The following is a 26126-nucleotide window of genomic DNA, read 5'->3' as shown; positions in this document are numbered from 1 at the left end:
CAACATAAACACATTTCTATTCTTCGAAATAGACTTTCTGAAAGCGATCGCCAAGGCGCGTCAACAATTCGTAGCTAATAGTGCCCGCAGCAGAAGCCTGATCATCGAGCGGACAATGCTCTCCAATAATTTCAACCAAATCGCCCAACTCTGGCGACAACTCAGGCGCGAGATGAGTGATATCAAACGCACACGAATCCATCGATATACGCCCAACCGACAGCAACTCCTGATGAAACCAACCTTTCAAACCACCAACAAAACTGCGGAAGATGCCATCGGCATAGCCGCCACTCACCACGGCAATTCGCATGTCCGTGGGCGCAATAAAATCTCCTCCATATCCGATGGATTCACCTGCTCGCACATCCCGAATCTGCATCACAGGCAGTTGCAGACTGGCGACAGGCGATAAATGGCCGCGCAACTGCGGCACACAGCAACCGCCATACAGGGCTATGCCCGGTCTTGCCACATTAAAATGCCAATCTTCGCCCAACAGTATTCCTGCAGAATTGGCCAGCGAAGCCCGAATGGATGGCTCGTGTAAGCGCGCTTCGGCAACTGCCTCACGGAAACGGGACAGCTGCACACGATTCAACGGATGAGCAGGCTCATCAGCACACGCGAGATGACTTACCAAGAGTTCGACACCCGCACGAGACAGTAGCGCGCTATCTGCGCACAAAGCGGCCACAAATTCTGGAACCGTCAATCCGAGACGATTCATTCCAGTATTAATTTTTAAAGCGCAACGTCGCTGCCCTGCTGCAGAAACCTTTATCCACCGCTCCAGCATGGCAAACGAAGAAATCACCGGCATGATTTCTTCGTCAATAAAGTTTTGTTCCGCTCCTGGATAACAGCCTTGGAGAACGAAAATATCGACTTTTTCCGGGATCAGCCGTTTGACCTCCAGCGCCTCGTCGAATGTCGCCACAAAAAAGTGGCGGCAACCTTCGCGGTACAGCGCCTGGGTTACGGGGGCTACACCGAGGCCGTATGCATTGGCTTTGACGACTGCCCCGCAATGCTGACCGGTGAAAGAATCGCGCATGAATCGCCAATTACGGCGGAGCGCAGATAGATTGACTTTGAGAGTGCCGGAAAACTGATGCATGAATCCTCGCAGCGGAAGCAGTGGGCAACCGACTTCAAGTTTAACCAGCAATATGAATCTTCACGGAAGAAAAAACAAAAACATCCGCCAAAAATAAAAAAAGCCTTCGATTGAAGGCTTTTTCTCCAGAGCAACTGCGTCTGGATTGGATATGGTGCCCAAGGCCGGACTCGAACCGGCACAGCTTTCGCCACTACCCCCTCAAGATAGCGTGTCTACCAATTCCACCACTTGGGCAATTTAACTGAAAATCTTACTCGCCTATCGGACTATCCTGCGCACCGCTTTCTTGCGCTGGCGCAGCCGGAACTTCTGATGCTGGCGGCGTAACCACAGCAGGAACTTCAGTAACGGTTTCCAGCTCAGGAATCAATCGATCGTCAAGCTCTACGCGATTATTCGCAATGACAGCAAGCACAAAACTGGTAACAAAAAACACCGCTGCCAGAATAGCAGTCAAGCGCGAGAAAAAGTTACCTGAACCTACCGCACCAAAAACCGTCTGCGATGCTCCCGCACCAAAAGAAGCCCCCATTTCGGCCCCTTTTCCTTGCTGCAACATGATCAAACCGATAATCAGCAGCGCAACAATTACGTGAACAACCAGAAGAATACTTTCCATCTCAGTGTCTCTCACCAAGCTCGCTATTCAGCAGCTCGGCATATTTCTAAAAAGTCGCTCGCCCGCAGGGCGGCACCTCCAACCAGAGCCCCATCAATATCCGGCATTGCAAACATTGATTGAGCGTTCGATGGCGTAACACTTCCGCCATATACGATCCTTGTTACCACGCCGGCTGGACCCAATCCTCGACGGATAAATTCGTGCACTTCCTGCGCTTGCTCGGGCGATGCGATTTTTCCAGTGCCAACGGCCCACAAAGGCTCGTATGCAATAACACCGCGAGCAATTCGCTCGGCCCCGCAATAATCTGCCACCGCTTGCAGCTGGCGACCGATAACTTCCAACGTTATACCTTGTTCCCGCTCCTTTGCGCTTTCACCAACACAAAGAATTGGAACCAACCTCGCATCTTGCGCGGCCTGAAATTTTTTTGCGACCAGCTCATTGGTTTCGCCGTAGTGTCGGCGCCGCTCGGAATGGCCGACAATAGCATAATGGCATCCGAGATCATGAAGCATGCTCGCAGATACATCGCCCGTATATGCACCCTCGGCGAAATGGCTGACATCCTGCGCTCCCAACATGATGTTCGAATGACCTAAGGTCCTGCCAGCCAAATCCATATGAACAAAGGATGGGCACACAACAACTTCTGCCTGGTGTACTCCTATCCATCCGTTCATCAGCTCCCGCAACAGCTCTGCTACAAACTGCTGATCACCATGAAGCTTCCAATTACCGATGACGATTTGGCGTCGCATAAGAAATTAAGAGTCTTTCTCAGAAGCGTGGAGCACCATCTGACAGCGACTTAGGCCCTCGGCAAAACGGGCGCAAATGGTATCCGAGAACAGGGCCTGTGACAATGCCTACGAAGCAGTTATTTAAACTGCGGCGTTTACAACTTCGCGAACTGAGTCCGCCAGCTCTTTTGCCAATGCACTGACCAGCTCACCCTGCTCGCCCTCAACCATGACTCTGATCACCGGCTCGGTGCCGGAAGCACGCAGAAGAACTCGGCCGCGGCCATCCAATTTCTCTTCCACTTGTGCAACCGCTGAACGTACACCTTGATTGCTGTCCAGATCGATTTTCTTCGATACCGGAACATTGATCATGCACTGTGGAGTTTTGTTAATTTTTTGCCGCATTTCGCACAGCGATTTGCCCTCCTTCTGCAATGCCTGTAAGACCTGCAAAGCAGAAATGATTCCATCACCTGTTGTGGTCGCATCTCCGCAGACAATGTGGCCGGAGGATTCACCTCCCAAAATCCAGTTGCGCTCCTTCATGAGCTCCAGCACATAGCGGTCGCCCACTTTGGCGCGTGCAAATGGGATACCGAGCTCTTTCAGCGCCAATTCAAAACCAAAGTTGCTCATCAAGGTGCCGACAACTCCTGTACAACCACCTTCATGGAGGTGTTTGTGAGCCGCGATGATATAAAGCAAATCATCGCCGTCGACCGTAACACCAGTGTGATCGACAAAAATCACCCGGTCGCCGTCGCCGTCAAATGCTATGCCGAGATCAACACCCAGCGAAGTGACTTTTTCCTGCAGAGCTCCGACATCGGTAGAGCCGCATTCTTTATTAATGTTGATGCCGTCTGGCGTGTTGCCAATGGTGGTAACGCTCGCACCCAATTCTTTGAATACTTCAGGCGCGACTTTATAGGTAGCGCCGTTAGCGCAGTCGACCACAATGGACAGTCCCGTCAAGGAAAACCCCCACGGTAAGCTACCTTTGCAAAATTCGATATAGCGGCCTTCCGCATCGCTGATTCGGCGCGCTTTGCCAAGCTTTTCTGCGGTAATCATCGGCTGATCGAGCTGAGCCTCTATTGCCGACTCTATATCATCATTCAGCTTGCCGCCGTCAGTGCTAAATAATTTGATGCCGTTATCCGTATAAGGATTGTGCGAGGCACTGATAACAATACCGGCGCTGGCTTGAAAGGTCCGGGTGAGATAGGCGATACCTGGCGTTGGCATAGGTCCCAAAAGCCCAACATCAACGCCGGCAGCGATTAAACCCGCTTCTAAAGCGGATTCAAACATATAACCTGATATGCGCGTGTCCTTGCCGATTAATACCATAGGAGACTTGGCTTCACCCCGCTGTTCGCCAGCCAGAACCTTGCCGACTGCCCATCCGAGATGGAGAAAAAAATCAGGGGTGATGGGGGACTGACCTACTCGTCCACGAATACCGTCGGTACCGAAATATTTACGCTTCACGCGCGGCTCCTCGTTTCTTATCGTTATGCATTTGATTGCTGAACATTCGCACTCCTGACGCTTAACCGATTAAGCGCCAGATTTCTAACGCGTCCCGCGTTGCGGCTACATCATGAACCCGCAAAATACTGGCCCCCTTCTGACAGCCGATTAATCCCGCAGCCAAACTGGCCGGCAGCCGTTCGGATGGGGCACGCCCCAACAACCGACCGAACATCGACTTGCGCGATACCCCGAGTAAAACGGGGCCTAGACTGCAGAATTGATTGAGATTTTTCAACAACTCGAGATTGTGCGCATCGGTTTTGCCAAAGCCGATACCAGGATCGACGAAAATCTTTTCTGCAGAAATCCCTGCCCTAATACATTCCTGCTTGCGCTCTGCAAGGAAGTCTTTCACTTCGCGGACAACATCGTCGTATTTAGGTTCTTGCTGCATATTGGCGGGCGTGCCGATCATGTGCATCACACACACTGGCAATCCGGACGCGACAGCCGCTGCCAAAGCACCGGGAACTTGCAGCGAGCGCACGTCATTTATCAAACCTGCACCCGCTATCGCAGCTTCTCGCATCAACAACGGATTGCTGGTGTCCACCGAGATAACGACGTCCAAGCGCTCCGCTACCGCGCGTACGACTGGCAGGACTCGATCACATTCTTCCTCAGGCGATACTGGTGCTGCACCTGGCCGAGTTGATTCGCCGCCGATATCCAAAAAGTCTGCGCCCTCGGCGACCAGGCGTTCAGCGTGGCGCAGCGCTAAATCCAAATTGAGCACGCCGTTTTCATAACAGGCCCCACCATCATAAAAAGAGTCTGGCGTGACATTAAGCACCCCCATAATTCGGGGATGCACGAAATCTAAAACTCGCGAGCCGAATTCAATTTGCATCTATTTATTCCGCTACAACAAAAAAGGCCAGACATTTGGTGTCTGGCCTGGATGGAGTCGTTCGAGAAGGACTTACATTTCTTCCGCTGGCTTGCCGACCGTGCCGCGATCTATGTTGTCATTTTTCGTTTTGGCACCGCCCATATCACCATCGCGCCATTCACGCGGCGGACGCACTTTGCGTCGAGCCATCAAATCCGCCACCTGCTCGGAATCGAGAGTTTCGTATTCCATTAACGCGTTTTTCATCGCGATCAGAATATCCTCGTTCTCCTGCAATATGGTTTTGGCTTTTTGGTAGCACTGATCGGTAATGGCTTTTACTTCTTCATCGATCAAACGCTGGGTATGGCTGGAGATTTTGCGGCCACCGAAGTAGTCGTCATCTTTAGCATCGTAATCCAGCGGGCCCAGTTTTTCGGACAAACCGTAGTTAACCACCATTGCACGGGCAATCGACGTTGCCATTTTGATGTCCTGGTAAGCACCAGTGCTGACACCTTCAACGCCGTACATCATTTCTTCAGCGATACGACCGCCGTACAGCGTGGCGATATCGCCGAGCAATTTGCGACGGCTTTCGCTGATGCGATCACCTTCCGGCAGAAACTGAGTAACGCCCAAGGCGCGTCCACGCGGAATAATGGTGACCTTGTGAATCGGGTCGTGCTCGGCGGACAAGAAGCCGATGATGGCGTGGCCAGCTTCGTGGTAGGCAGTCGACTCTTTCTCTTTTTCCGACATCACCAAAGTGCGCCGCTCGGTACCCATCAGGATCTTATCGCGCGCTTTTTCGAATTCTTCTTCGGTCACGACACGCTTGTTGGCGCGCGCGGCGAGGAGAGCAGCTTCGTTGACCAAGTTGGCCAAATCAGCACCGGAGAATCCGGGCGTTCCGCGGGCGATCACTTTCGGATCGACGCCTTCTTCCAGCGGGACTTTGCGCATATGCACTTTCAAAATCTGCTCGCGGCCACGGACATCGGGCAACCCGACGTTAACTTGGCGGTCGAAACGGCCGGGACGCAACAGAGCGCGGTCGAGCACATCGGGACGGTTGGTCGCGGCGATCACGATAATGCCTTCGTTACCTTCGAACCCGTCCATTTCCACCAACAACTGGTTCAACGTCTGTTCGCGTTCGTCGTTGCCGCCGCCATGACCGCCGCCGCGATGACGACCGACAGCATCGATCTCGTCGATGAAAATAATGCAGGGCGCTTGTTTTTTCGCTTGGTCGAACATGTCGCGCACACGAGACGCACCGACACCGACGAACATTTCAACGAAATCAGAACCGGAGATTGAGAAGAAGGGCACCTTGGCTTCACCAGCAATGGCTTTGGCCAACAGGGTTTTACCAGTTCCGGGAGGACCTGCCATCAACACACCGCGGGGAATACGACCGCCCAGGCGTTGGAATCGGCCTGGGTCGCGCAGGTATTCAACCAGTTCTTGCACTTCTTCTTTGGCTTCGTCGACACCAGCGACGTCGGCAAAGGTGGTTTTGACTTGGTCCTCACCCAGCAGACGCGCACGGCTCTTGGCGAAACTCATAGGACCGCCACGCCCGCCAGCACCGCCCTGCATCTGCCGCATAAAGAAGATGAAGACTGCAATAAAAAGCAGGATCGGGAAGCTCGCAACTAGCAGCTGCTCCCACAAGCTCGGTGAACGAGGTTCGGCACCTTTGATGGTCACATTGTGGGCCAGCAGGTCATCGACCAACTTCTCATCCCACAAATGCGGGCGAACAACGACGAATGGCGTGTTGTCGATGCGGACTCCGCGGATATGGGTGTCGCTGATCACAACCTCCCGCACCTGATTTTCCTGCACCGCGTAAACAAACTGGGAATAGGTCAGTTCGCCTTTGGGTTCGTGATCTTTAAAGTTTTCGAATACGGTAAAGAGAACCGCCGCGATAACCAGCCAGAGTACGAGATTTTTTGCCATGTCGTTCAAAATTCAGGCTCCTCAAATACCTCAAAACGCTCCACCAATGAGGAGCGGGTAAGTTTGCAGTATAGACACCGAAAACTCGTTAAACGCTGTACCAATTCAATGATTCAGCGAATTTTTGCGTAACCCAACAGCGAAAGTTCAGCCTCGCTCCGGCCGAAAATTCTTGCCGACCAAATAGACTTCTCGCGAGCGGGAACGGGATGCATCAGGTTTGCGGGTTGCGACTTGGGCGAAGAGGTTTCTGCACTCTTTCATCCACGCATCAAAACCCTCGCCGTGAAATGCTTTGCATACGAAGCTGCCGCCGGGTCGCAATACTTGACGAGCCATGTCCAGGGCAAGTTCCACCAGATACATGCTCTTAGGCTGGTCAACATCTGCGATACCACTCATATTGGGGGCCATGTCCGAAATTACAACGTCGACCGGGCGCCCGTCCAACGCATCGAGCAGACTCTGAAAAACCTGCTCGTCGGTGAAATCCCCCTGGATAAAAGTGACGCCTTCCAAACTATCCATAGGCAATATGTCGGATGCCAGAACCATCCCTTTATCGCCGACGAGTGGAGCCACCACCTGGGACCAACCACCTGGGGCTGCACCGAGGTCGACGACCGTCATTCCGGGTCTGAACAGTTTGTCTTTCTCGTGAAGCTCTAAGAGTTTATAGCTGGCGCGCGAACGGTAGCCGTCTTTTTGCGACTCTTTGACATAGTGATCATTGAAATGTTCTTGCAGCCAGCGCCGGCTACTTTTGGATCGCGCCATAAAACTTTGAGTCCGAACTCGTGGAAGCCTATAGAATATGCCCCGCTTTACGCCGCCGGAGGCTTGAATAAGGCGAGATTGGGCGCCAGGAACGCCCGCAAAACGGGGTATTATTGCATCTGCGCGAAAAAAGTGAAGTTGAAAACCCTGCGCCAGCCGATAGGTAACATTTATTTAGGTAGTTTTTATGTCCATATCTCAAGAAACCAAAAAACGTTTTCGCACCATCGGTCACGGCTTGAAGCCCGTAGTGACCATTGCGGGCAAGGGGTTGTCCGACGGCGTTCAGGCCGAGCTGGAAAGAGCGCTGGAGGACCACGAGCTGATCAAGGTCAAACTGGCGATTGAAGATCGCGACGAGCGCAAAGAAGTTGTTGCGGAACTCTGCTCTGTCACAGGAGCGGAATTGGTGCAAACCATCGGTAAAGTCGTGCTGATTTTCCGCGCGGCGCGCAAACCCAAAGTCTCGACCTCCAATATCCGCTAATCGGACTATTTGATAATAATTCTTATTTGTATTATTGTGCGTCCCGACCCGGTCTACGGGTGTTTTCACCCGTTTTAAATTTGAGGTTTTCTGTGAAGCTCGCCCGACTCCCCCTCATTCTGATCGCACCTGTCGTTCTGTTTGCATCCGCTTCCCACGCAGCTCCTGAAAAAGCCAAGGAAGCGGTTTCGGCAGCAGCTGTGACGCGCACTTATACCAATCTCGCCAGCGCAACCTTTGGCGATGCTCTTACTACTGCCCGACAGCTGCAAAAAAGCGTCGAAGCTTTTCTCGCAGCTCCTTCAGAAAAGAGTTTACAGGCTGCCCGACAAGCATGGTTGGCTGCTCGCGTTCCTTATATGCAGACCGAAGCTTTCCGCTTTGGCAATCCGCCGGTGGATGAATGGGAAGGTCAGGTGAACGCCTGGCCCTTGGACGAAGGCCTGATCGACTATGTTGCCAAGGGTTACCAGCACGAGATGGGCAATGTGGCCGCGACGGCCAATATCATCGCCAATCCGGAATTGAAGATCGGCAATACCACCCTGAAGCTTGACCCCATCACCCCAGAACTGCTCGCGGACCTGAATGAATTGGGCGGCTCTGAGGTAAACGTGGCGACGGGCTACCACGCTATCGAGTTTCTGTTGTGGGGACAGGATTTGAACGGTTCAGGCCCTGGTGCTGGCAATCGGCCATACACTGACTATGTCCAAGGCAAAGGCTGCACCAACGGCAACTGCGACCGACGCGCTCAGTATCTGCGCGCTGCCACTGAACTGTTGGTCAAGGATCTGGAAGAAATCACCGGTATTTGGGATGCCGCCAAACCCGATACCTACGCGGCGCAACTGTTGGCCAAACCCGAAGACAGCCTGAAAAAAATGCTGTTCGGTATGGGCAGTCTGGCACTGGGTGAACTGGCGGGCGAGCGTATGAAGGTCGCGCTGGAAGCCAACTCCACCGAAGATGAGCACGACTGCTTCAGCGACAACACCCACAATTCCCACTACTACAACGCCAAAGGCATAGCCAATATTTATTTCGGTCGCTACACGCGCGTGAACGGCGCTGTGGTGGAAGGACCTTCGCTCGCCGATCTGGTCCAGGCGAAAAACCCCGCGCTGCACACTCGTATGGTCGCGGCGTTAGAGAAAACCGAGGCGGCGTTGCAAGCCATGGTGGCAGCGGCGGAAGATCCAAAATCACCACAAAAATTCGATCAGATGATCGCTGAAGGTAATGCCGCTGGTTCGGCCATTATTAAAAGAAGCATAGAAGCGTTGGTGGCTGAGACTGCCGTAATAGAAGAAATCGCCAAGCTGCTGGGCATCAGCAACTTCGCTCCTGATACAGCAGACCATTCCTTTTAATGGGCAATGAATCAGGTCGATTCGGCAGGAAACGCATTGTCGGAGGATTAACGAAGGCGCTGGCGCTCAGTGCCTTGTGCCTGCCCGCGCTGGTGCAGGCGGAAAATACGGCACCGCCGCCTGGGGTTTTGTCCGGTGGTGAGACCTCGGTTCACAGTACCCATCCCACGGCGTTTTCCCTTCCCGCAGCCAATATGCCGCTGACCCGGCGGTTGGACTTTAGCGTCGGCAATAGTTTTTTCCGCAATCCCTGGGTTATTGCGCCCTCCTCCACCACGGCGCGCGATGGGCTTGGGCCGCTGATGAACACCAACGCCTGTCAGAACTGCCATATCAAAGACGGTCGCGGCCATCCGCCGGAACCCGATCGGGTCAACAGCGTATCCATGCTGGTGCGGCTGAGCATTCCGCCGCGCGGGGAAGCCGACCTGGAGACGTTGAAGAAATTTGGCAATGTCCCGGAGCCGACCTATGGATTTCAGTTGCAGGACTTCGCCGTGGCTCCCGCCAAACCGGAGGGCCAGATAAAAGCCCGCTACCAGGAATTTCCGGTCGAACTCGCTGACGGCACCGTGGTAATGCTGCGCAAGCCCGAGCTGGAAATCACTGACCTCGCCTATGGACCCTTGCATCCACAGACCCAGTTTTCAGCACGCGTGGCGCCGCCGATGATCGGCCTCGGTTTACTAGCAGCAATAGATGCGGCTGACATACTGGCGCAGGAAGATCCGGACGATGCCAACAGCGACGGTATCTCGGGGCGTGCCAATCGGGTATGGGATCATAGCGGCAATGTCACCGTCCTTGGCCGATTTGGCTGGAAGGCCGGGCAACCCAATCTGCCGCAGCAGAACGCCAGCGCGTTTAATCACGATATGGGCATCACCTCGGGACTTTTTCCCACAGAAGAATGTCCTTTAAGCCCTGCTCTCTGCCTGCAATTAAGTGGCGGCAAGCCTGAGCTGGAAGCGCAGATTCAGGCCCAGGTGGATTTTTATACGGCCAACCTGGCTGTGCCGGCGCGCCGCAACGCAGACGATCCCCAAGTGCAGCAGGGTTGGCAGGTGTTTCTCGCCAGCGGTTGCGCGGCCTGTCATACGCCTACCTGGAAGACCGGCGCATCACCGCATGAATGGCTAAGCCATCAGACGATTCACCCGTTTACCGACCTGTTGCTCCACGATATGGGGCCGGGATTGGCGGATGGCCGCGGGGAATTTCTCGCCACTGGCCAAGAGTGGCGAACACCGCCCCTGTGGGGAATCGGCTTGACCGAAACCGTGGTGGGTCACACCTTCCTCCTCCACGATGGCCGCGCGCGCAATCTGCTCGAAGCGATTTTGTGGCACGGCGGAGAAGCAGAATCCAGTCGTGAAAAGGTACGCCAGCTGCCCACCCAACAAAGGGAAGCCTTACTGGCCTTTTTGAATTCTTTATAAAAACATTTCTTGATGCAGGTGCGTCCAATGTTCACCCGTTTAGCCCTGATCCTTTGCTGTGCCGTGAGCGCGGTCGGCTGCTCGCCGAAACACGAGCCATCACCGGTTGACCAGGCTTTATCCACCACCGCGCATGAATTGATTCTTCCCTGGCACCAGACCTTTGTCCGGGATACGGCAGAACTGCAACAAAGCCTGGAGCGGTTTTGTCAGAATCCGGGCAATCCGGGAGAGCTCGAAGCGAGCCGACAGAGCTGGCGCACCGCCATGATGTCTTGGCAGACCCTGCGCGTGATCAACTTCGGGCCGGTCGCCGACGGCAATCAGGCGTGGCGCCTGCAGTTCTGGCCGGATACCCACAACCGCGTCGGCCAGAAGGTTGAGGAATTACTGGCGAAAGATACCCCGATCACCGCCGAAGCTCTGGCGGGGAGCAATGTGTTGGTACAGGGTTTGTCGGCCCTGGAATACCTGCTGTTCGACCCGCAGAAAACCCCGCTGGAAAACTATCAAAATCTGCGTATCTGCGAATTCCTTACCGCCGCATCACAAAATACAGCTAACGTCGCCAAAGCATTGCATAGTGGCTGGGCGATGGAGGGGGACAATTACCTGGGCGTATTTCTGTCCGCCGGCGAAGGCAATATCGCCTTCCCGACCAATAGAGATGTAGTGACAGCCCTAGCCAGCGCCGTGGTAATGAGCGTCGAGTTCGTCAAAAACCGCAAATTGGGCGAACCCTTCGGCGGCAGGCCGGGCGGGGGGCGTATGAACCCTTACCACGTCGAACTCTGGCGCAGCAAAACCTCACTTCCGGCCATGCAAACGGAACTCGCCGCCGATGAGCAATTGTTCCTTAAGGGACTCAAGCCTGTACTGATCGCCGAGGGACATGCGGATCTCGCCAATCGCATCGAACAATCCTTTGGCGACAGCCGCAAAGCACTAAGCGCACTTCCGGCACCGCTGTTTGATCATGTGCGCAATGAGCAGGCGCTGCCGCAGTTTCAGGCAGCTTGGGATACGCTCGGGCAATTGATTGCTCTGTTGAAGCGCGATATGCCGGACGCGCTGCAGATTCAGTTGGGCTTCAATTCGAGCGATGGGGATTGAGCCATGATCAACCGCCGGCAAATGCTGTTGGGTGCTGGCGCGGGCGGGATTCTGTCCGTGGTTGGCATAGGTTTATATCGAAATGGTACGAACCCAGAGTCAGTGCAGTTTTTGAGTGCCGCTGACACGGGCAGCGAACACTGCCTGCTCGGCTTCAGCGCTAATGGGCAGCTGGCCTACTGCCTGCCCGTTCCCTACCGGGCCCACGATGCGCGCCCGCTCGACGAACGTTTTGCCATCTATTTCGCCCGCCGCCCGGGGCGGCACTGTTACATCGTCGATATGCAGGAAAAACGTATCGCCGCGACCCTGGTTGCCGAGGATGGACAGCATTTCTGCGGCCACGGTGTGCTGGATAAAGATGGGCATCTGTTGCTGACCAGCTACGCCTTTGAACGGCAAATGGGGGTGGTCAATGTCTATGAAGCCGCCGCGCCTTTCCGCAAACTGCGCGAGTTCGATACCCACGGCCTTGATCCGCATCAATTGGCGTTTTTACCGGATGGTGAAACATTGGTGGTCGCCAATGGCGGCATTCTCACCTCCGAGCGGGAGATGCTGGATCTGGAATCCATGGAGCCGAGCCTGGCGTACTTCGAGGCGAAATCCGGAACCCTGCTGGAACAGGTCTTTCCGCCCCACCATCAGATCAGCCTGCGCCATCTGGCGGTAACGCCGGACGGCTCGATGATTGTGGGAGCTCAGGCCCATACCCCGGGAATCGAAGATTCACCCCACCCCTTGGTGTTTCGCCATAGATTGGGCGGAGCGCTACAAGAGCTTGGAGCGACCGCCGCCGACTGGCGCAGCATGGATCAATATATCGCCAGCGTGGCGGTATCTGCTGACGGGCGTTTTGCCCTGACCACCACGCCGCGCGGTTCTTTGGTCAGCCTGTGGGATCTGGAAAGCAATCGCATCCAAAAACACTTCAGCGTGCGTGATGTCGCCGGGGTCGTGTGGGCTCCGGAAGAAAACAGTTTTTTGGTGAGCAACGGTGTCGGCCAGCTGGTCTATGTGCGGCTGCGCCCGGAACCCCGTCTGGAGCTGGCGGCTCATACACCGCAATTGCAATGGGATAACCATCTGGTTTTAGTTTGATTTGAGAGCTTTCATGAAGATTTCCCGCCGCCGCTGCCTGCAGGGCGTGATAGCCGCAAGCAGCAGTATGTTGTTGAGCAGTTGCGCCAGCCGGCGCGGAATCCTCGGCGACACTTATGATTACGAGCTGGTGCTCGCCGAAACACCTTTGACCTTAAAGCCGAGGACGGTGACGCCCGCCTGGACCTTCAACGGCCAAGCGCCCGGCCCGGTACTGCGGGTAAAACAGAACCAGCCGGTGCGCATTCTGGTGCGCAACCATCTGCCGGAAGCCACCACCATCCACTGGCATGGCATCCGCCTTAATAACGCCGCCGACGGGGTGCCCGGTCTGACCCAGGAACCGATTCCGTCCGGCGGAACCTTCGTTTACGAATTCACCTGCCCGGACGCCGGCACCTTCTGGTACCACCCGCATATGAACAGCGTGGTGCAATTGAGCCGTGGGCTGGTGGGACTGCTGATCGTCGACGAAGAAGAGCCTGTGCATTTCGACCAGGATGTTGCCCTGGCATTAAAAGACTGGCATCTACACGAGGACGGCAGTTTTGCCCCCTTTACCAGTCACAGAGCCGCCGCGCGCACCGGGACGCTCGGCAACTTCCCCACGGTAAACGGCAAGCCGGAACTGCGCGTTCCAGTGCTGGCAGGTAGCGTCGTCCGCCTGCGCCTGGCCAATCTCGACAATACGCGCGTGTTCAATATAGGCGCGGATCTGCCCGCCCAAGTCCTTGCGGTGGAAGGCAACCCACTGGCCGAGCCGGAACCCTTGACTACCCATCCGCTCGGTGCGGGCATGCGCGTGGATCTGGCGATTCAGGTGCCCACCACTCCAGGCGTACATCACATAGTCGACCGCAAAGGCAGTTTTGAATTTACGATTTGCGAGCTGGAAGTCATCCCGTCGGGCCTGTTGCCGCGCTCTGTGCCCAAGCTGCCGCTTAATCCAATCCCTGCCCTTGACCTCGCCAATGCCAAACGTATTCCGCTGGTATTTGAATGGGCGGGCGCATTGTCACCGGTGAACCATCACGGCGAGGTGGATGCAATCTTCTGGACCATCAACAAACGTGCCTGGTCAGACCATAGCCATATGCACCTGCCGGAGCCGCTCGCCGTTTTAAAACGCGGCGAAACCTATATCTTCGAGCTGCACAACGCGACGCCACATCATCACCCCATCCATCTGCACGGTTTTACCTTTACTGTGCTCAAATCCAACCAGCGCGAGATCAAGCCCTATCACACCGATACCATACTGCTGGAGAAGAATGAGCGGGCGGAAGTGGCCATAGTGGCGGATAATCCGGGCGATTGGATGTTCCACTGCCATGTGATCGAGCATATGGACACGGGTCTGATGGGTTATATTCGCGTGACCTGAACGAACCAGGATTTCACTTTTCTATGAGCTTTATCTGCAGATCTCGAGTCCAACGGCTAATGCTGTTTTTTGCCCTTCTGTTATTTGGCGCCGGATGCGCGCATAAACGCCATGCTGCGCCACCGATGCAACTGCAAACACGCATTACGGAAGGCGGCCTGAAGCTCTTTGAATTTGCCTCGCACGCCGTTCCCCAACAGCCCATGGGCGGCCCCCCGGGTGGCGGCGCAAGAGGGACCGGCGGAAGCAGGAGCAAAACAAGCGATAGCAAACGTTTATTAGCGATGCTCGATGAAGCCATGGAACAGTCGCAATATTGCCGGCAGGGCTATGTGCTGCTGGGCAGATACGCGGGAGAGACGGTGCAACGTCTGCGCGGAGAATGCCGCGACCGGGCTACGGACGAGGACCGGCAAAGGTTTCCGGACACTATCGAACGTTGGTGATGTGGCTTACCTCTCATCTATTGCGCAAATATTTAGATAAATTTCGCGACAGGTTCAAAAAATAACCCACTTCATCTGCGGTGGCATCCGCTAGAATGACCTGCCGGATCAGCTCAGCCCCGTCTGGAATCGAAGTCATGCAGTGACTTCGGAAGTAAATATTGATTAAAGGCCTAACAATAATGACTACGACTGCACGTCCTGAAACCTCGTCCTACGCCGACACCCCGGCGTCCGCTGCACCCCGCCGCCACCCTCTGCTGTGGGTACCCACCGGCTACTTCACCATGGCCCTCACCTACAACATGCTGACTGCCGCTGCGGTAGTGATGTTCAGCAACCTGGGTATGGACAATGCCAAAGCCGCCGGCTACGCCAGTGCACTCGGCTTGGCTTACACCATCAAGCCGCTGTATGCCGCCTTCCTGGAAATGTACAAAACCAAAAAATTCTTTGTGCTCTTGTGCCAGGTACTGCTCGGTTTGGGCTTTATCGGCGTTGCGCTCTCCATGAATCTGCCGAGTTACATCACCGTGATGCTGGTGTTCTTCTGGATCTTATCGTTCCTGGGGGCCGCGCAGGACATCACCACCGACGGGGTATATGTCACCTCGCTCGACAGTAAATCCCAGGCGCTCTATTGCGGCTGGCAGAGCTTGAGCTGGAACCTCGGCAAACTCGCCATGATGAGCGTGATGGTGGTGTCGAGCGGTCTGCTGCACCAGTATGTTTTCGGACATGACCCGCATATCACCGGACCTGAATGGGGTCAGGCGTGGCAAGTGGTATTCCTGATGATGGGCGCACTGATGCTGCTGATGGCCGGCTGGCACTGGCGTGTTATGCCAGATGGTGCGCGCGCGGAAAATACGCCAAGCAGTCCGGGCGAAGCGGTTAAGACTTTGATCGACGCCTTCGTGACCTTTTTCCAGAAAAAAGGCATCTGGCTGATGATCGGTTTTGCCCTGCTGTTCCGCGTCAGCTTCGGCTTCCTGAACGCCCCCAGCATGCTGTTTATGAAAGACTCCCTGGAAAACGGCGGCCTCGCTATGACCAACCAGGAGTTCGGCATTATCTATGGTACCCTCGGCTTGGTTGCGTTGTTGGTCGGCTCCCTGATCGGCGGCGCTTACGTCGCGAAAAAGGGCCTGAAGAAAGCCTTGTTTCCTCTGTGTATCTGCATCAACGTTCCTAACGTCACCTTCCTGCTGCTCGCCATCTACCAGCCGGAGAGCTACGCGCTGGTGGCTGCGGGCGTGATTATCGAGCAGTTCTTCTTTGGTGTCGGTTCCGTAGGCTTCATGATTTACCTGATGCAGCAAATGGCTCCCGGTAAATACGCTACTACCCACTATGCGTTCGGTACGGCTTTGATGGGTCTGTGCATGATGCTGACTGGTATGGTCAGTGGTGTGCTGCAAGAAATGATGGGTTATATCGGCTACTTCGTCTTCGTGATGCTCGCGACTATTCCGTCGTTCATCATCTGCTGGTTCGCCCCTTTCCATCACAAAGCTGACTAAGCTCCTCAAGGCGCTCCATTCTGGGGCGCCTTTCTTCAAGCACCCCTTCTTTCTGTATTGCTAGCGCTCGGCATTTCGCCTGAAATGTCCGCTCTTCTAAATTATCCTGTGTGACATGTCCGAGACACTTAACGCTTTTCTGCTCACCCGCCACTGGCGCGACACGCCCAATGGCATCACCTTGGATTTTTGGTGGGCAACGGAACGCGGCCCCTGCTGGACCTCGGTGACGCAACAGGAAATTGTGTTTTTTATTCCGCGCGCTCGCGCTGCAGAAACCGAAGAATTATTGCGCGGACAACGCGACTGGCGCAGTGCAGAAGTCGCTTTACGCACCTTTCAAAACGAACCGGTCAACGCGCTGTATTGCCGTCGCCAACGAGTCGCGCGCGACATTCAGGCGAAACTGGAACAAGCGGGCATTCCCTGCTGGGAAACGGATATCAAACCACCCGAGCGTTATTTGATGGAGCGCTTTGTCACTGCCGGTGCGCGCCTGACATTAGCCAATCCACCTCTCCTTCCCGGACCGCTGCTCAATCCCGGTATCAGCCCCGCTGACTTGCGCCCGGCACTCAAAATGGTTTCTCTCGATATAGAAACCTCCATGGATGCGACGGAGCTTTATTCCATCGGCGTATGGAATGATGACGAGCAAAAAGTATTTATGGTGGGCACAGGTGAAAATACTCCGACGCTGATTTTTTGCCCTACCGCGAAAATGTGTTTGGAGCAGTTTTTTGCCTGGTTGAAACAGCACGACCCGGATATTTTGATCGGCTGGAGTGTGGTGCAGTTCGATCTCTGGGTATTGGACGCCCTATGCAAAAAAGAAGGCATACCACTCGCCATTGGCAGAGGCGAGCAACCTATCCACTGGCGTCAGGAGGAAGATACCGGCCGGCGCCATTTAAGTATTCCCGGCCGGGTTGCTTTGGACGGTATAGATCTGCTCAAAGCCGCCAATCATATTTTTACCAGTTACTCGCTCGAAAATGTTTCGCAAACTTTGCTCGGCAACGGCAAGTTATTAAAAGGATCGCAGCGCGGTCACGATATCACCCGTTTGTTCAATACCGATAAACCGGCGCTCGCAGCCTATAACCTGCAGGACTGCAAATTGGTGTGGGATATTTTTCAGCAGGAAAATCTGCTGCATTTTGCGGTGGAGAGAAGCCATCTTACAGGACTTGCGCTCGACCGCGTTGGCGGTTCGGTGGCCGCTTTTGAATATTCCTATTTACCGCGTTTGCACCGGCGCGGTTATATCGCCCCCAATTTAGGCGAATTGCAATCGGACATTATCAGTCCCGGTGGTTATGTGATGGATTCGCGACCGGGCATTTATCGCAATGTATTGGTACTGGATTTTAAAAGCCTGTATCCCAGCATTATTCGCACATTTTTGATCGACCCTTGCGGTTTTTGGCTGGCGCAACACCATCAATTAAGTGACGAACAGATTGTGCCCGGCTTTAATGGCGCTGTATTTGCGCGCGAAGGCCATATATTGCCGAATATTATTGAAAACCTGTCCGCCGCCCGCGATCGCGCCAAAGCCGAACGCAATGCCCCTTTGTCGCACGCGATTAAAATTATTATGAATTCCTTCTACGGCGTGCTCGGTTCACCCGGCTGCCGGTTTTTTGATCCCCGAATCAGCAGTTCCATCACTTTGCGCGGCCACCAGATTATTCAACGCAGTCGCGATTGGATTGAACAGCAGGGCTACAGCGTTATTTATGGCGATACAGATTCGCTGTTTGTCTGGCTGGAAAATCAAAACACAAGTAATACAGTTAAAAATATTGATGAATGCCAGGCAATCGGCACACAACTCGCTCAAGGACTGAATGCGTGGTGGCGCGAACGTTTGCAGCAGGACTTTAAATTAGCCAGCGCATTGGAAATTCAATTCGAGACGCATTACGTGCAATTTTTAATGCCCACCATGCGCGGTTCGGATCAGGGATCGAAAAAGCGTTACGCCGGTGTTGTGGAAAAAGACGGGAAAAGATCCATTATTTTTAAAGGATTGGAAAATGTCCGCACCGACTGGACACAATTGGCGCGGGATTTTCAGATGGAGTTGTATCGCAAAATTTTTGCTGGCGAAGATTATCGCGATTATGTTCGCGCCACTGCAGATGCGGTTCTCACCGGTCAAAAAGATGACGACCTCGTCTACCGCAAACGCCTGCGCCAGCATTTACACGACTATCAAAAAAATGTGCCGCCCCATGTGCAAGCGGCGCGCAAATTATTGGAGTGGACCGGCATTCAACTGCGCCGCGGCGACTGGGTGGATTATGTCATCACCCGCAACGGCCCCGAACCCGCCGCCTACCGCCAATCGCCCTTCGACTATCAACATTATGTCGACAAACAACTCAGTCCGGTTGCGGATACGATTTTGCATTTTGTTGAGCAATCGCTGGCGGAATTGGTGGATAAGCAATTAGGACTCTTCAACTAACAATAAAAAGCCGAGCTGGTAATTACTCGGCTTTTTCACTCAACACTTAAAAACGATAACGCACTCCAAAATCTACACTACGCTCTGGCCCCACATAAATTCCCTGGCGCAAACTGGCGATATAGTCTTCGTCCGCCAGATTTTTCACGCTGCCGCTGAGGCTGAATTGTTTGTTGATGTCATACACAAAATTCAGATCCACAATGGTGTAGCTGTCAATTTGGCCAGTAAAAAAGCCACTGGTATTTTCCGCAATTTCTTTGGTGTTGAGCACATCCGTATATTGCTTGCTGGTGTGATGCACATTGAGCGAGCTACGCAAATTGCCCACAGAATATTCCAGGGCGAGGTTTGCAATCCATTCCGGCGTGTAGGTTACGCGGTTACCGTCAGGCGTTGTGATGTTGCCATTGGCGTCCAGGCGGTCGCCATTAAATTCGGCATCGGCGATATAAGTAACATTGGATTTCAAAACAAAACCCGCGCCCAAATCAACCGCCAAAGCACCTTCCACCCCCTGGTGCAGCGTTTTGCCGCCATTGGTGCGTTGAAAATCGCTGTTGCTGTTGGCTGGGATAATTTGGTTGTCAAAATCCATGCGGAAAATGGTAGCTTCATAATTGAACCGACCAGTGTTACCTCTCAAACCGGCTTCAATATTGACTGAGCGTTCCGCATCCAATTTCTGATCTTCCAGGCCTGTCAGAGCATCCGCGTTAAGTGCCGGAGAAAAGGCTTTATAAGCGCTGGCAAATATCTGCAATCCGGAATTAATTTGATAAGTCGCTCCCACACCCGGCAGCCATTCCGTATTGCTGGTATCTGCATTGTTGGTCTGGTTGTTGGGAATGCGTTTATCAAGACGCTCTTGCTCGTAGCGTTCAGCGCGCAAGCCTGCGGTAATCGCCAATTTATTGGTCAGCAGAAAACGATTCTGCGCGTAAAAAGCGATACTTTCAGCTGAGTCGATCCGATCGGTGTTGAGAGTGCCGGTGCGCGGAGTGGCGCGAGTTGCGGCGACATTCTGATCCAGCATTTCTTCGTCCATATAACGCAAGCCCAATTCAGCTTCACTGGCCACGCCGAAGAATCCATGTTGCAACTGGAGCCGGCTCTCAACACCAAAGCGCTCAAAACTGCGGTTGTTACCGGCTAGATTATCTGTGTATATCCAGCGGCCCGCCTCTGCTGAAGCAGCGTTATCAGTGCTGTAGCGCCAGTAATCGCGGAATATTTCACTGCCATAAATCAAAGTATTGAGCTTGGCGGTTTCGCTGATTTCCCATTCGTGATTGAGATCAAGGGAGCGACGCCCTGTCAGGAAATAATCATCCGGTGCAGGGTTATAGCGCTTGCCGTCTTTGTACTCCTGTAAAAACAGACCGCGATAAGAAATATTGGCGTCGTTCTGATAATCGGTGTATTTGATGCTCAACCACTGGTTGTCACCTATGGCCATACCCGTTTTGAGCATCACGTCCGTCATGTCGTAATCCTTATCCATAAAACCATCGCTGCTGGCGCGGGTGATTACAGCTCCGAATTTGGCATCCTGCGAAGCGGAAGTCGCGCCCACCTCTACAGTGGCCTCGCGGCTATTCCAGGAGCCCACACGCAGACTGATTTCAACGCCGTCCTCAGGCTGTTTAGTAATGTAATTCACTACACCGCCAATAGTGCTGGGGCCATAGCGTAAAGAGGCGGCGCCCTTGAGCACTTCGATACTTTCCATGCGCTGAATGCGCGGGTTGTAATAGCGGGCGTTACCTACAAAAAGGCCCGGAGCAACCGGCACGCCATCCTCTAATACAAGCGTTTTGTAATCCGCCGAGCTCAAGCCGCGAATACCTATATTCACCACTATGGCACTTTCTTCTTCACCCTTGATGGCGACCCCAGGCACTGCTCGCAGAGCTTCTTCGGTGGAACGAGGTTGTTTGAGTTCCAGCTCCTCGGTCGTGACTATGGCCACCGCACCAGGTTGACGTGCCGCATCACCTTCAGTCTGACCAACCACATTAATCGTGGGCAATCTGGGGGATTCTTCAGCCGAACCAGTCTGTGCAATAGCGAGGCCTGCAGCCGCAATGGCAAGAGTCAGAGGGCGGGACAAAAAGCTCGGGAAAGAGGGGCGTGGCATCTGGTACTCCTTGATTTAGATAAGAGTCCGGCTCATCCGGATAATCGGCGGCACACTATACAAATAAGAATCATTGTCATCAATTAAAACTCAGACTAACGTTCAGAGTTTTGCACTGAATCAAGTAAAGGTTGCGCAGACAGAACCAGTGAGGTTTTCACTCCAGCACTTTTCACATAGAGGGGATTTTCTGACGCGGCTATCTGCTAGAGAAAATTTAGTGTTAACTGCCTAACAGGGACACAAAATAAATGCAATAAACCAGATTGACCTGGCAGCACCAATTTTAAATCGGTGCTGCCAGATCAAATCAGATGCAAACTCATCTTAGATCTGCAACTCTAAAGCAGTGCTGACCTTACTCACCGCACTCAACAAATGTCCTCTGCTTTTTATCCACCTTTTTTCCCAATGAGCGGGCAATTTTTTCCTGACGCTCACCTGTTGGAAAATTGAAACCAATACCCGGCCAGTAGTAACCATCTTTCGACTCACACAACAAAATGATAAAAGGTCCGTCACCAAAATTCGGAGCCTCGCCTTTTTCTGCATCTACAGTGTAATGAATGGTTTTATCCGAGGGACCTCGATAGGTTTCCAGCACTTCCGCTGTAAAGCTCCAACGCACCAATGCAAAGTCGTCTGATGTATCGTCATCGGGTAGCGATTCAACACTTGAGCTGATATTGCGGATCAAAGCCGCGTAGGGCGTATTCTGAATTCCATAGGTTAAAAAATTCTCCATTTCCGACTGAAACTCAGGGACACTCTCCGAGTTGGAATGATCACAGGCTGTCAATAACAAGGCACACAAAATCAAATGCGCGATTTTATGTGGATGCAAAAATGTCATATCAATCTTCCCGGCCCGCGCTGGAAGCGGTTTTGTTGTAAATCGGCAATGAATCGAGCGTAGCGTCATAGCCTGACGGAACTACAAATTTATTCCATACATTTTTTGGATAACGGCTTATGTTCACTTCATCCGACTGATTGCCGCCAAGCATATAAAGATATTGATCATCAGAGCTTTTACCTACTACGAAAGCAACATGACCACCTCCTATGCGGCTTTTTACACCTATTGCTCCGTATACAGGCTCGCTTATGGCTGCGCCAAAATTTTCCCAGGCCCGCGCGCGAAATGCGTTTGCCGGTGGCGCGTATCCGTGCTGCTCCATCACCCAGGACACAAACGACGCACACCAGGCGTTGGCTGCGCCGCTATCGTCCGTTCCCCAAAATCTTGACGACTGAAAATATTCCAGGATTCGCGGATTTTCTGCGCTACCGGCGACTTCTCTCTGTCCCAACTCCTGCAGCGCCGTTTTCATCCACGGTGCCGCGTAACGAATCTGTAAGGAATATTCTCTGGCTCTACTGAATAACTGCGAACGCTCGAGACAATAAAAGAAACCTTGCTCCACCTGAATGCCCAGAACCGGCGTGGGGTGAAAATCGTAAAGGTAGGATTGATAAATCAGCGGAGAGTACAACAGGTTGGTGGGACGCATGATAAACAGATTGGACTGATCGAGCGTTTGCCTGAGGGGCTGGCAGACGGTTTGGCGAGGTCCGGGTACATCCGTGGGAAACCGGAACGGCGTATCCGATGGTGCTACGTGGTAGTCTCCCTCGTTCAGGTAAGCATTGTTGTGAATACCTGTCAGATTGGCAGCGTAGCTACCTCCTCCTCTCAAATCGATTCGATACCCATTAAATGTGAAATCGGCCATAGCACTTTCTCCTTTTTTGCTTCCCTATCTGAGGCTTACCTCGCACGCTAGCACCGGGCGGCTGAGCGAACAAGCGATATGCGCGCCACCCGTCCAGTGTCTTGCGAAGTGTTGACCAGCTTTACAATTTCTCACTGCGCTCTGCTGTATATTCCTCCCATGCTGTTATAGGTTCACCCCGTCCCGAATGGTTTGATGCCGGAACCTTCCGGTGAAGGAGCGCCCTATGAATTTAAGCAAAATTGCCTTCAGCGGCTGCCTGTTAGCCCTGCTTACCGCGTGTAACGAGCCAGACAAAACCGACACCCCGGATACATTGGTGATCAATGAGGTGGTTTCATCTAATGACGGAGCGAGCGTCGATGAAACCGGGCAGCCGGAAGACCTGATCGAACTCGTCAATATAGGTTCTGAAACCATTCAGCTGCGCAATTACGCCATAGCGGACGCCGGCAGTGAGTTTATTATTTTACCGGATTTGGAATTAGCACCAGGCGCTTTTATTCAGTTATGGGCTTCCGACGATCCGGAGCGCGGCCCTAAACATTTGCCGTTCAAATTAAGCGCTTCAGGAGATCGTGTTTCCCTAAGAAATGCAAAGGGGGAGATTTATCAGCAAGTAGATATCCCCGCTCTCGCCACAAACCAGTCTTACAGTCGCTTTCCCTCCGGCACAGGAACATTCGCCATTTGCCGTTACGCCACACCGGGAAAATCCAATGGTCAGCAATGCGGGCCCAACACTGTGTCGCCGCTTGAGGACGATATTCGTTTCGCCGACTTTCCTTCCTCACAATGGCCTTCGTTGGCACCGGTTGAAATTGGCATCAACGAATTGGCAATTCTTCCGGCCCAGTTTATTGAATTCAAAAATTTTTCCGATGAAGTATTAAATCTGGGGAATTATCGGCTGGCGCTTGCAGCCTATCCTCCAACCGACGGACTGCCTCCATATAACTCCACCAACACGCTGGATTTGCCGAATGTGAACCTATCTCCAGGCGAAGTATTTTCAGTGGACATTACCGAAACATTAATCATTCCGATCGTACAGCAAGCCTTTAATGAAGGCGTGGCTGTTTTGTTTAATCGGCAAACGCAGCAACCCACGGATATTGTGCCTTTTATGCATTGGCCGGAAGGTCGCAGCCTGACCCGCCGTTCGACACATCCTTTTCGTCTGCGTTTTTGCGAGAATCCGACATCCGGCAATGAAGACGCTTGCCAAGAAACACCAAGTCGCGAAATCGGCAATCGCACACGCGGAATTTACACTCCAAGTGATTTCAGTTTTCTCGCCCAGGGAAGCGGCTTGAGCAATGAGCAATCAGTAAAATTTGTTATTGACCTGAACAATCAAAATGCCGTGCATTTTCTCAGTTCGCGGGAATGGCCTTTGCATTACACCTTTGTGCGCGAAATTATTGATATGCAGCCTCCGTTAAATCGCTGCAACGAAGAGGAAAACAATATTTTCAACATAGGGTGGTCACGTTTTTCCATCCAGAATTATTCCAACAACCTGACCCGTCGTTATCATCTCGGCACATTGACGCACCATGCCAATGCCAAACTGCACAACGTGGAATTCACCTTTGGCGATGCGATCACCGCTGTGCAAATGCGCGATGCTTTTTATATAACGACTGCACTGACGCCCGATCCCTTTTTGTGGTCGCTGCGCCCACAGGATGCATCTCAGGTCACGCGCGCGCGTACGATAGAAGGAACACTCCCTATCGTCGGCCCTAAAGCACCTTACGCGAATGTGGTGTATCAAGGAATGACCCCGGGTGTTGCCTATGGAACGCTTACCTACATTCCCACCGATGATTTACCTGATGCATTGCTTGGAAAGCGTGTGATTGTGATTACCGACGATGTGCCCAACGATATAGATTTTGTCGGCGGCCTTATTACTGAAGCGTTTCAAACACCACTGGCACACGTAAATATTCTCAGCCAAAGTCGTAACACGCCTAATATGGCGCTGCCCAATGCCAACAAACTGCCGCAATTTGTTACCCTGCTCGGCAAACTCGTGCGCCTGGAAGTGAACGAAGGCGGATATGACATTCGCGCAGCCACTTTAGATGAAGCACAGGAATTTTGGGATGCGCAACAAAATGGCGGTGAGATATTGGTGCCGCGTTTGGACCGCCAAACCACTGCTTTAATCGATCTGCAAAATGCCACTATCGACGATTTGCCCACCATTGGCGCCAAAGCAGCGCAATTGGCGGAACTGTATCGGGTCAATCCCTTTAATTCCGCTTGTGCAGAAAGCGCGGCTTTTGCTGTTCCGGAAAAAGCTTTTGCCATTCCTATGGCGCATTATCTTCAGCATATGCAGGCAAGTGGCGCGCAGGAATTTCTGGATGAACTATTAGCGGAAGATTTATTTTACGAAAACCTGGAATATCGCAAGCTTGCATTGCAGTCACTCCGACAAATGCTATTGCAACATCCAGTAGATCCTACCCTGCTTAATGAAGTGAGCACTTGGGTCAGCACGAGATTTGGCAATAAATCCGTGCGCTTTCGCAGCAGTAGCAATACTGAAGACTTGGAAAAATTCAACGGCGCAGGACTGTACGAATCCATTAGTGCGGAATTGGATAAAAGAGATAAACCCATTGATGGCGCCATTCGCACTGTTTGGGCAAGTTTGTGGAATTTGCGCGCGGTGGAAGAACGCATCAATTCCAATGTCGATCAATCCGCCGTTGCCATGGCGATTCTGGTCCACTACGCGTTTCCAAATGAACGTGCCAACGGCGTCGCCGTCGCACGGAATATTTTTGATCCCACACGCACCGATCAATATTTCTTCAATAGTCAGGCAGGCGAAGCCAGCGTCACAAATCCCGCTCCAGGTGTCATGACTGAACAGTTGATCTATCAATGGCCGCCGCGTACGCCAACCTTGACTTATCAGAGCTATAGCAGCCTGACGGATCAACGCGTTATTGCACCAACAGAAGTGAGCACTCTTGCCTGCTCCATGAGCGCCATTCAAATCCATTTCCGCCAATTGCTCGATCCACGCAAAGAAAATCGCTGGTTTACCATGGAAAGCGAATTCAAATTTCACGGACCTGAGCGGCAACTGATCATCAAGCAAGCTCGCCCCTATAAAATGCCTAACCTGGATGTTCCGAATGATTGTCGGGAGATATAAACTCCCCGGGGGCCGAAAGGCCCCTTTTTTATTTGTTCTTTTTCTCCTCATGGCAAATATCATCAACTCGAAGCGAGACATTAATCGCGACAAGAAAGAGAATTTTCCGAAATC

Annotated in this window: 20 protein-coding genes and 1 tRNA gene; 10 read left to right on the top strand and 11 right to left on the bottom strand. The window is 53.0% G+C overall.

Annotated elements, in window-relative coordinates; translation table 11 throughout:
- Positions 1 to 16: 16 nt before the first annotated feature.
- The 8 genes from alr to rlmE form a co-directional block, all read right to left on the bottom strand.
- The gene (gene alr, locus DWB84_RS13780; protein ID WP_187410389.1) at positions 17 to 1120 is read right to left on the bottom strand and encodes an alanine racemase; all 1104 of its coding nucleotides are present in this window, start codon (positions 1118 to 1120) and stop codon (positions 17 to 19) included.
- Positions 1121 to 1272: 152 nt separating this feature from the next.
- Positions 1273 to 1357, bottom strand: a tRNA-Leu gene (locus DWB84_RS13775).
- 16 nt (positions 1358 to 1373) lie between these two features.
- Positions 1374 to 1742, bottom strand: coding sequence for a preprotein translocase subunit SecG (gene secG, locus DWB84_RS13770; protein WP_187410388.1), 369 nt, complete (start codon positions 1740 to 1742; stop codon positions 1374 to 1376).
- A 23-nt stretch (positions 1743 to 1765) separates the two neighbouring features.
- On the bottom strand, positions 1766 to 2506 hold the full coding sequence (gene tpiA, locus DWB84_RS13765; RefSeq protein WP_187410387.1) for a triose-phosphate isomerase: 741 nt from the start codon (positions 2504 to 2506) through the stop codon (positions 1766 to 1768).
- Positions 2507 to 2629: 123 nt separating this feature from the next.
- On the bottom strand, positions 2630 to 3985 hold the full coding sequence (glmM, locus tag DWB84_RS13760) for a phosphoglucosamine mutase (RefSeq protein WP_187410386.1): 1356 nt from the start codon (positions 3983 to 3985) through the stop codon (positions 2630 to 2632).
- 61 nt (positions 3986 to 4046) lie between these two features.
- Complete coding sequence (gene folP / locus DWB84_RS13755) at positions 4047 to 4880, bottom strand: dihydropteroate synthase (protein ID WP_187410385.1); 834 nt, start codon at positions 4878 to 4880, stop codon at positions 4047 to 4049.
- Positions 4881 to 4952: 72 nt separating this feature from the next.
- A complete protein-coding gene (gene ftsH / locus DWB84_RS13750) occupies positions 4953 to 6836 on the bottom strand; it encodes an ATP-dependent zinc metalloprotease FtsH (RefSeq protein ID WP_187410542.1) in 1884 nt (627 codons plus the stop codon).
- Positions 6837 to 6983: 147 nt separating this feature from the next.
- Positions 6984 to 7613 (bottom strand): 23S rRNA (uridine(2552)-2'-O)-methyltransferase RlmE, encoded by a 630-nt coding sequence (gene rlmE, locus DWB84_RS13745; protein ID WP_187410384.1) that lies wholly within the window; start codon positions 7611 to 7613, stop codon positions 6984 to 6986.
- A 187-nt stretch (positions 7614 to 7800) separates the two neighbouring features.
- Here rlmE and DWB84_RS13740 point away from each other — a divergent pair, with 187 nt between their 5' ends.
- The 9 genes from DWB84_RS13740 (at position 7801) to DWB84_RS13700 (ending at position 18955) form a co-directional block, all read left to right on the top strand.
- On the top strand, positions 7801 to 8100 hold the full coding sequence (locus tag DWB84_RS13740; RefSeq protein WP_187410383.1) for a YhbY family RNA-binding protein: 300 nt from the start codon (positions 7801 to 7803) through the stop codon (positions 8098 to 8100).
- Between the two features lie 92 nt (positions 8101 to 8192).
- The gene (locus DWB84_RS13735; RefSeq protein WP_222868191.1) at positions 8193 to 9473 is read left to right on the top strand and encodes an imelysin family protein; all 1281 of its coding nucleotides are present in this window, start codon (positions 8193 to 8195) and stop codon (positions 9471 to 9473) included.
- Positions 9473 to 10912: a di-heme oxidoredictase family protein gene (locus DWB84_RS13730; RefSeq protein WP_187410381.1), complete on the top strand. Its 1440-nt coding sequence runs from the start codon at positions 9473 to 9475 to the stop codon at positions 10910 to 10912. Before DWB84_RS13735 ends, DWB84_RS13730 begins: the two co-directional genes overlap by 1 nt.
- Positions 10913 to 10939: 27 nt before the next feature.
- Positions 10940 to 12025, top strand: a complete 1086-nt coding sequence (locus tag DWB84_RS13725) for an imelysin family protein (RefSeq protein ID WP_187410380.1) — start codon at positions 10940 to 10942, stop codon at positions 12023 to 12025.
- A gap of 3 nt (positions 12026 to 12028) precedes the next feature.
- Positions 12029 to 13126 carry a DUF1513 domain-containing protein gene (locus DWB84_RS13720; protein ID WP_187410379.1) on the top strand — a complete coding sequence of 366 codons (1098 nt, stop codon included), beginning with the start codon at positions 12029 to 12031 and terminating at the stop codon, positions 13124 to 13126.
- Positions 13127 to 13139: 13 nt separating this feature from the next.
- Positions 13140 to 14510, top strand: a complete 1371-nt coding sequence (locus DWB84_RS13715) for a multicopper oxidase family protein (protein WP_187410378.1) — start codon at positions 13140 to 13142, stop codon at positions 14508 to 14510.
- A 59-nt stretch (positions 14511 to 14569) separates the two neighbouring features.
- Positions 14570 to 14956, top strand: a complete 387-nt coding sequence (locus tag DWB84_RS13710; RefSeq protein ID WP_187410377.1) for a hypothetical protein — start codon at positions 14570 to 14572, stop codon at positions 14954 to 14956.
- Between the two features lie 182 nt (positions 14957 to 15138).
- Positions 15139 to 16479: an MFS transporter gene (locus DWB84_RS13705; protein ID WP_187410376.1), complete on the top strand. Its 1341-nt coding sequence runs from the start codon at positions 15139 to 15141 to the stop codon at positions 16477 to 16479.
- A gap of 115 nt (positions 16480 to 16594) precedes the next feature.
- Positions 16595 to 18955: a DNA polymerase II gene (locus DWB84_RS13700; protein WP_187410375.1), complete on the top strand. Its 2361-nt coding sequence runs from the start codon at positions 16595 to 16597 to the stop codon at positions 18953 to 18955.
- Between the two features lie 46 nt (positions 18956 to 19001).
- Here DWB84_RS13700 and DWB84_RS13695 read toward each other — a convergent pair whose 3' ends face one another.
- The 3 genes from DWB84_RS13695 to DWB84_RS13685 form a co-directional block, all read right to left on the bottom strand.
- On the bottom strand, positions 19002 to 21095 hold the full coding sequence (locus tag DWB84_RS13695) for a TonB-dependent receptor domain-containing protein (RefSeq protein ID WP_187410374.1): 2094 nt from the start codon (positions 21093 to 21095) through the stop codon (positions 19002 to 19004).
- Positions 21096 to 21453: 358 nt separating this feature from the next.
- Complete coding sequence (locus tag DWB84_RS13690) at positions 21454 to 21948, bottom strand: hypothetical protein (protein ID WP_187410373.1); 495 nt, start codon at positions 21946 to 21948, stop codon at positions 21454 to 21456.
- Between the two features lies 1 nt (position 21949).
- A complete protein-coding gene (locus DWB84_RS13685; protein ID WP_222868190.1) occupies positions 21950 to 22831 on the bottom strand; it encodes a TIGR02594 family protein in 882 nt (293 codons plus the stop codon).
- A 226-nt stretch (positions 22832 to 23057) separates the two neighbouring features.
- Between DWB84_RS13685 and DWB84_RS13680 the strand changes: the two genes are divergently transcribed.
- Positions 23058 to 26012: a PEP/pyruvate-binding domain-containing protein gene (locus DWB84_RS13680; RefSeq protein WP_187410372.1), complete on the top strand. Its 2955-nt coding sequence runs from the start codon at positions 23058 to 23060 to the stop codon at positions 26010 to 26012.
- Positions 26013 to 26126 lie beyond the last annotated feature (114 nt).

It is taken from the genome of Saccharophagus sp. K07, from assembly GCF_014336955.1.
Classification (GTDB): Bacteria; Pseudomonadota; Gammaproteobacteria; order Pseudomonadales; family Cellvibrionaceae; genus UBA5868.
Note: the sequence above shows the minus strand (reverse complement) of the source record. Positions and strands in the feature narration are given on the sequence as shown.

Excerpts from the sequence above, each read along its gene's own strand:
- DWB84_RS13710 (WP_187410377.1), top strand. The coding sequence starts at position 14,570 with ATGCTGTTTTTTGCCCTTCTGTTATTTGGCGCCGGATGCGCGCATAAA.
- DWB84_RS13725 (WP_187410380.1), top strand. The coding sequence starts at position 10,940 with ATGTTCACCCGTTTAGCCCTGATCCTTTGCTGTGCCGTGAGCGCGGTC.
- DWB84_RS13700 (WP_187410375.1), top strand. The coding sequence starts at position 16,595 with ATGTCCGAGACACTTAACGCTTTTCTGCTCACCCGCCACTGGCGCGAC.
- folP (WP_187410385.1), bottom strand. The coding sequence starts at position 4,880 with ATGCAAATTGAATTCGGCTCGCGAGTTTTAGATTTCGTGCATCCCCGA.
- secG (WP_187410388.1), bottom strand. The coding sequence starts at position 1,742 with ATGGAAAGTATTCTTCTGGTTGTTCACGTAATTGTTGCGCTGCTGATT.
- DWB84_RS13690 (WP_187410373.1), bottom strand. The coding sequence starts at position 21,948 with ATGACATTTTTGCATCCACATAAAATCGCGCATTTGATTTTGTGTGCC.
- DWB84_RS13715 (WP_187410378.1), top strand. The coding sequence starts at position 13,140 with ATGAAGATTTCCCGCCGCCGCTGCCTGCAGGGCGTGATAGCCGCAAGC.
- DWB84_RS13695 (WP_187410374.1), bottom strand. The coding sequence starts at position 21,095 with ATGCCACGCCCCTCTTTCCCGAGCTTTTTGTCCCGCCCTCTGACTCTT.
- DWB84_RS13730 (WP_187410381.1), top strand. The coding sequence starts at position 9,473 with ATGGGCAATGAATCAGGTCGATTCGGCAGGAAACGCATTGTCGGAGGA.
- DWB84_RS13740 (WP_187410383.1), top strand. The coding sequence starts at position 7,801 with ATGTCCATATCTCAAGAAACCAAAAAACGTTTTCGCACCATCGGTCAC.
- DWB84_RS13680 (WP_187410372.1), top strand. The coding sequence starts at position 23,058 with ATGAATTTAAGCAAAATTGCCTTCAGCGGCTGCCTGTTAGCCCTGCTT.
- DWB84_RS13705 (WP_187410376.1), top strand. The coding sequence starts at position 15,139 with ATGACTACGACTGCACGTCCTGAAACCTCGTCCTACGCCGACACCCCG.
- alr (WP_187410389.1), bottom strand. The coding sequence starts at position 1,120 with ATGCATCAGTTTTCCGGCACTCTCAAAGTCAATCTATCTGCGCTCCGC.
- rlmE (WP_187410384.1), bottom strand. The coding sequence starts at position 7,613 with ATGGCGCGATCCAAAAGTAGCCGGCGCTGGCTGCAAGAACATTTCAAT.
- tpiA (WP_187410387.1), bottom strand. The coding sequence starts at position 2,506 with ATGCGACGCCAAATCGTCATCGGTAATTGGAAGCTTCATGGTGATCAG.
- DWB84_RS13685 (WP_222868190.1), bottom strand. The coding sequence starts at position 22,831 with ATGGCCGATTTCACATTTAATGGGTATCGAATCGATTTGAGAGGAGGA.
- ftsH (WP_187410542.1), bottom strand. The coding sequence starts at position 6,836 with ATGGCAAAAAATCTCGTACTCTGGCTGGTTATCGCGGCGGTTCTCTTT.
- DWB84_RS13720 (WP_187410379.1), top strand. The coding sequence starts at position 12,029 with ATGATCAACCGCCGGCAAATGCTGTTGGGTGCTGGCGCGGGCGGGATT.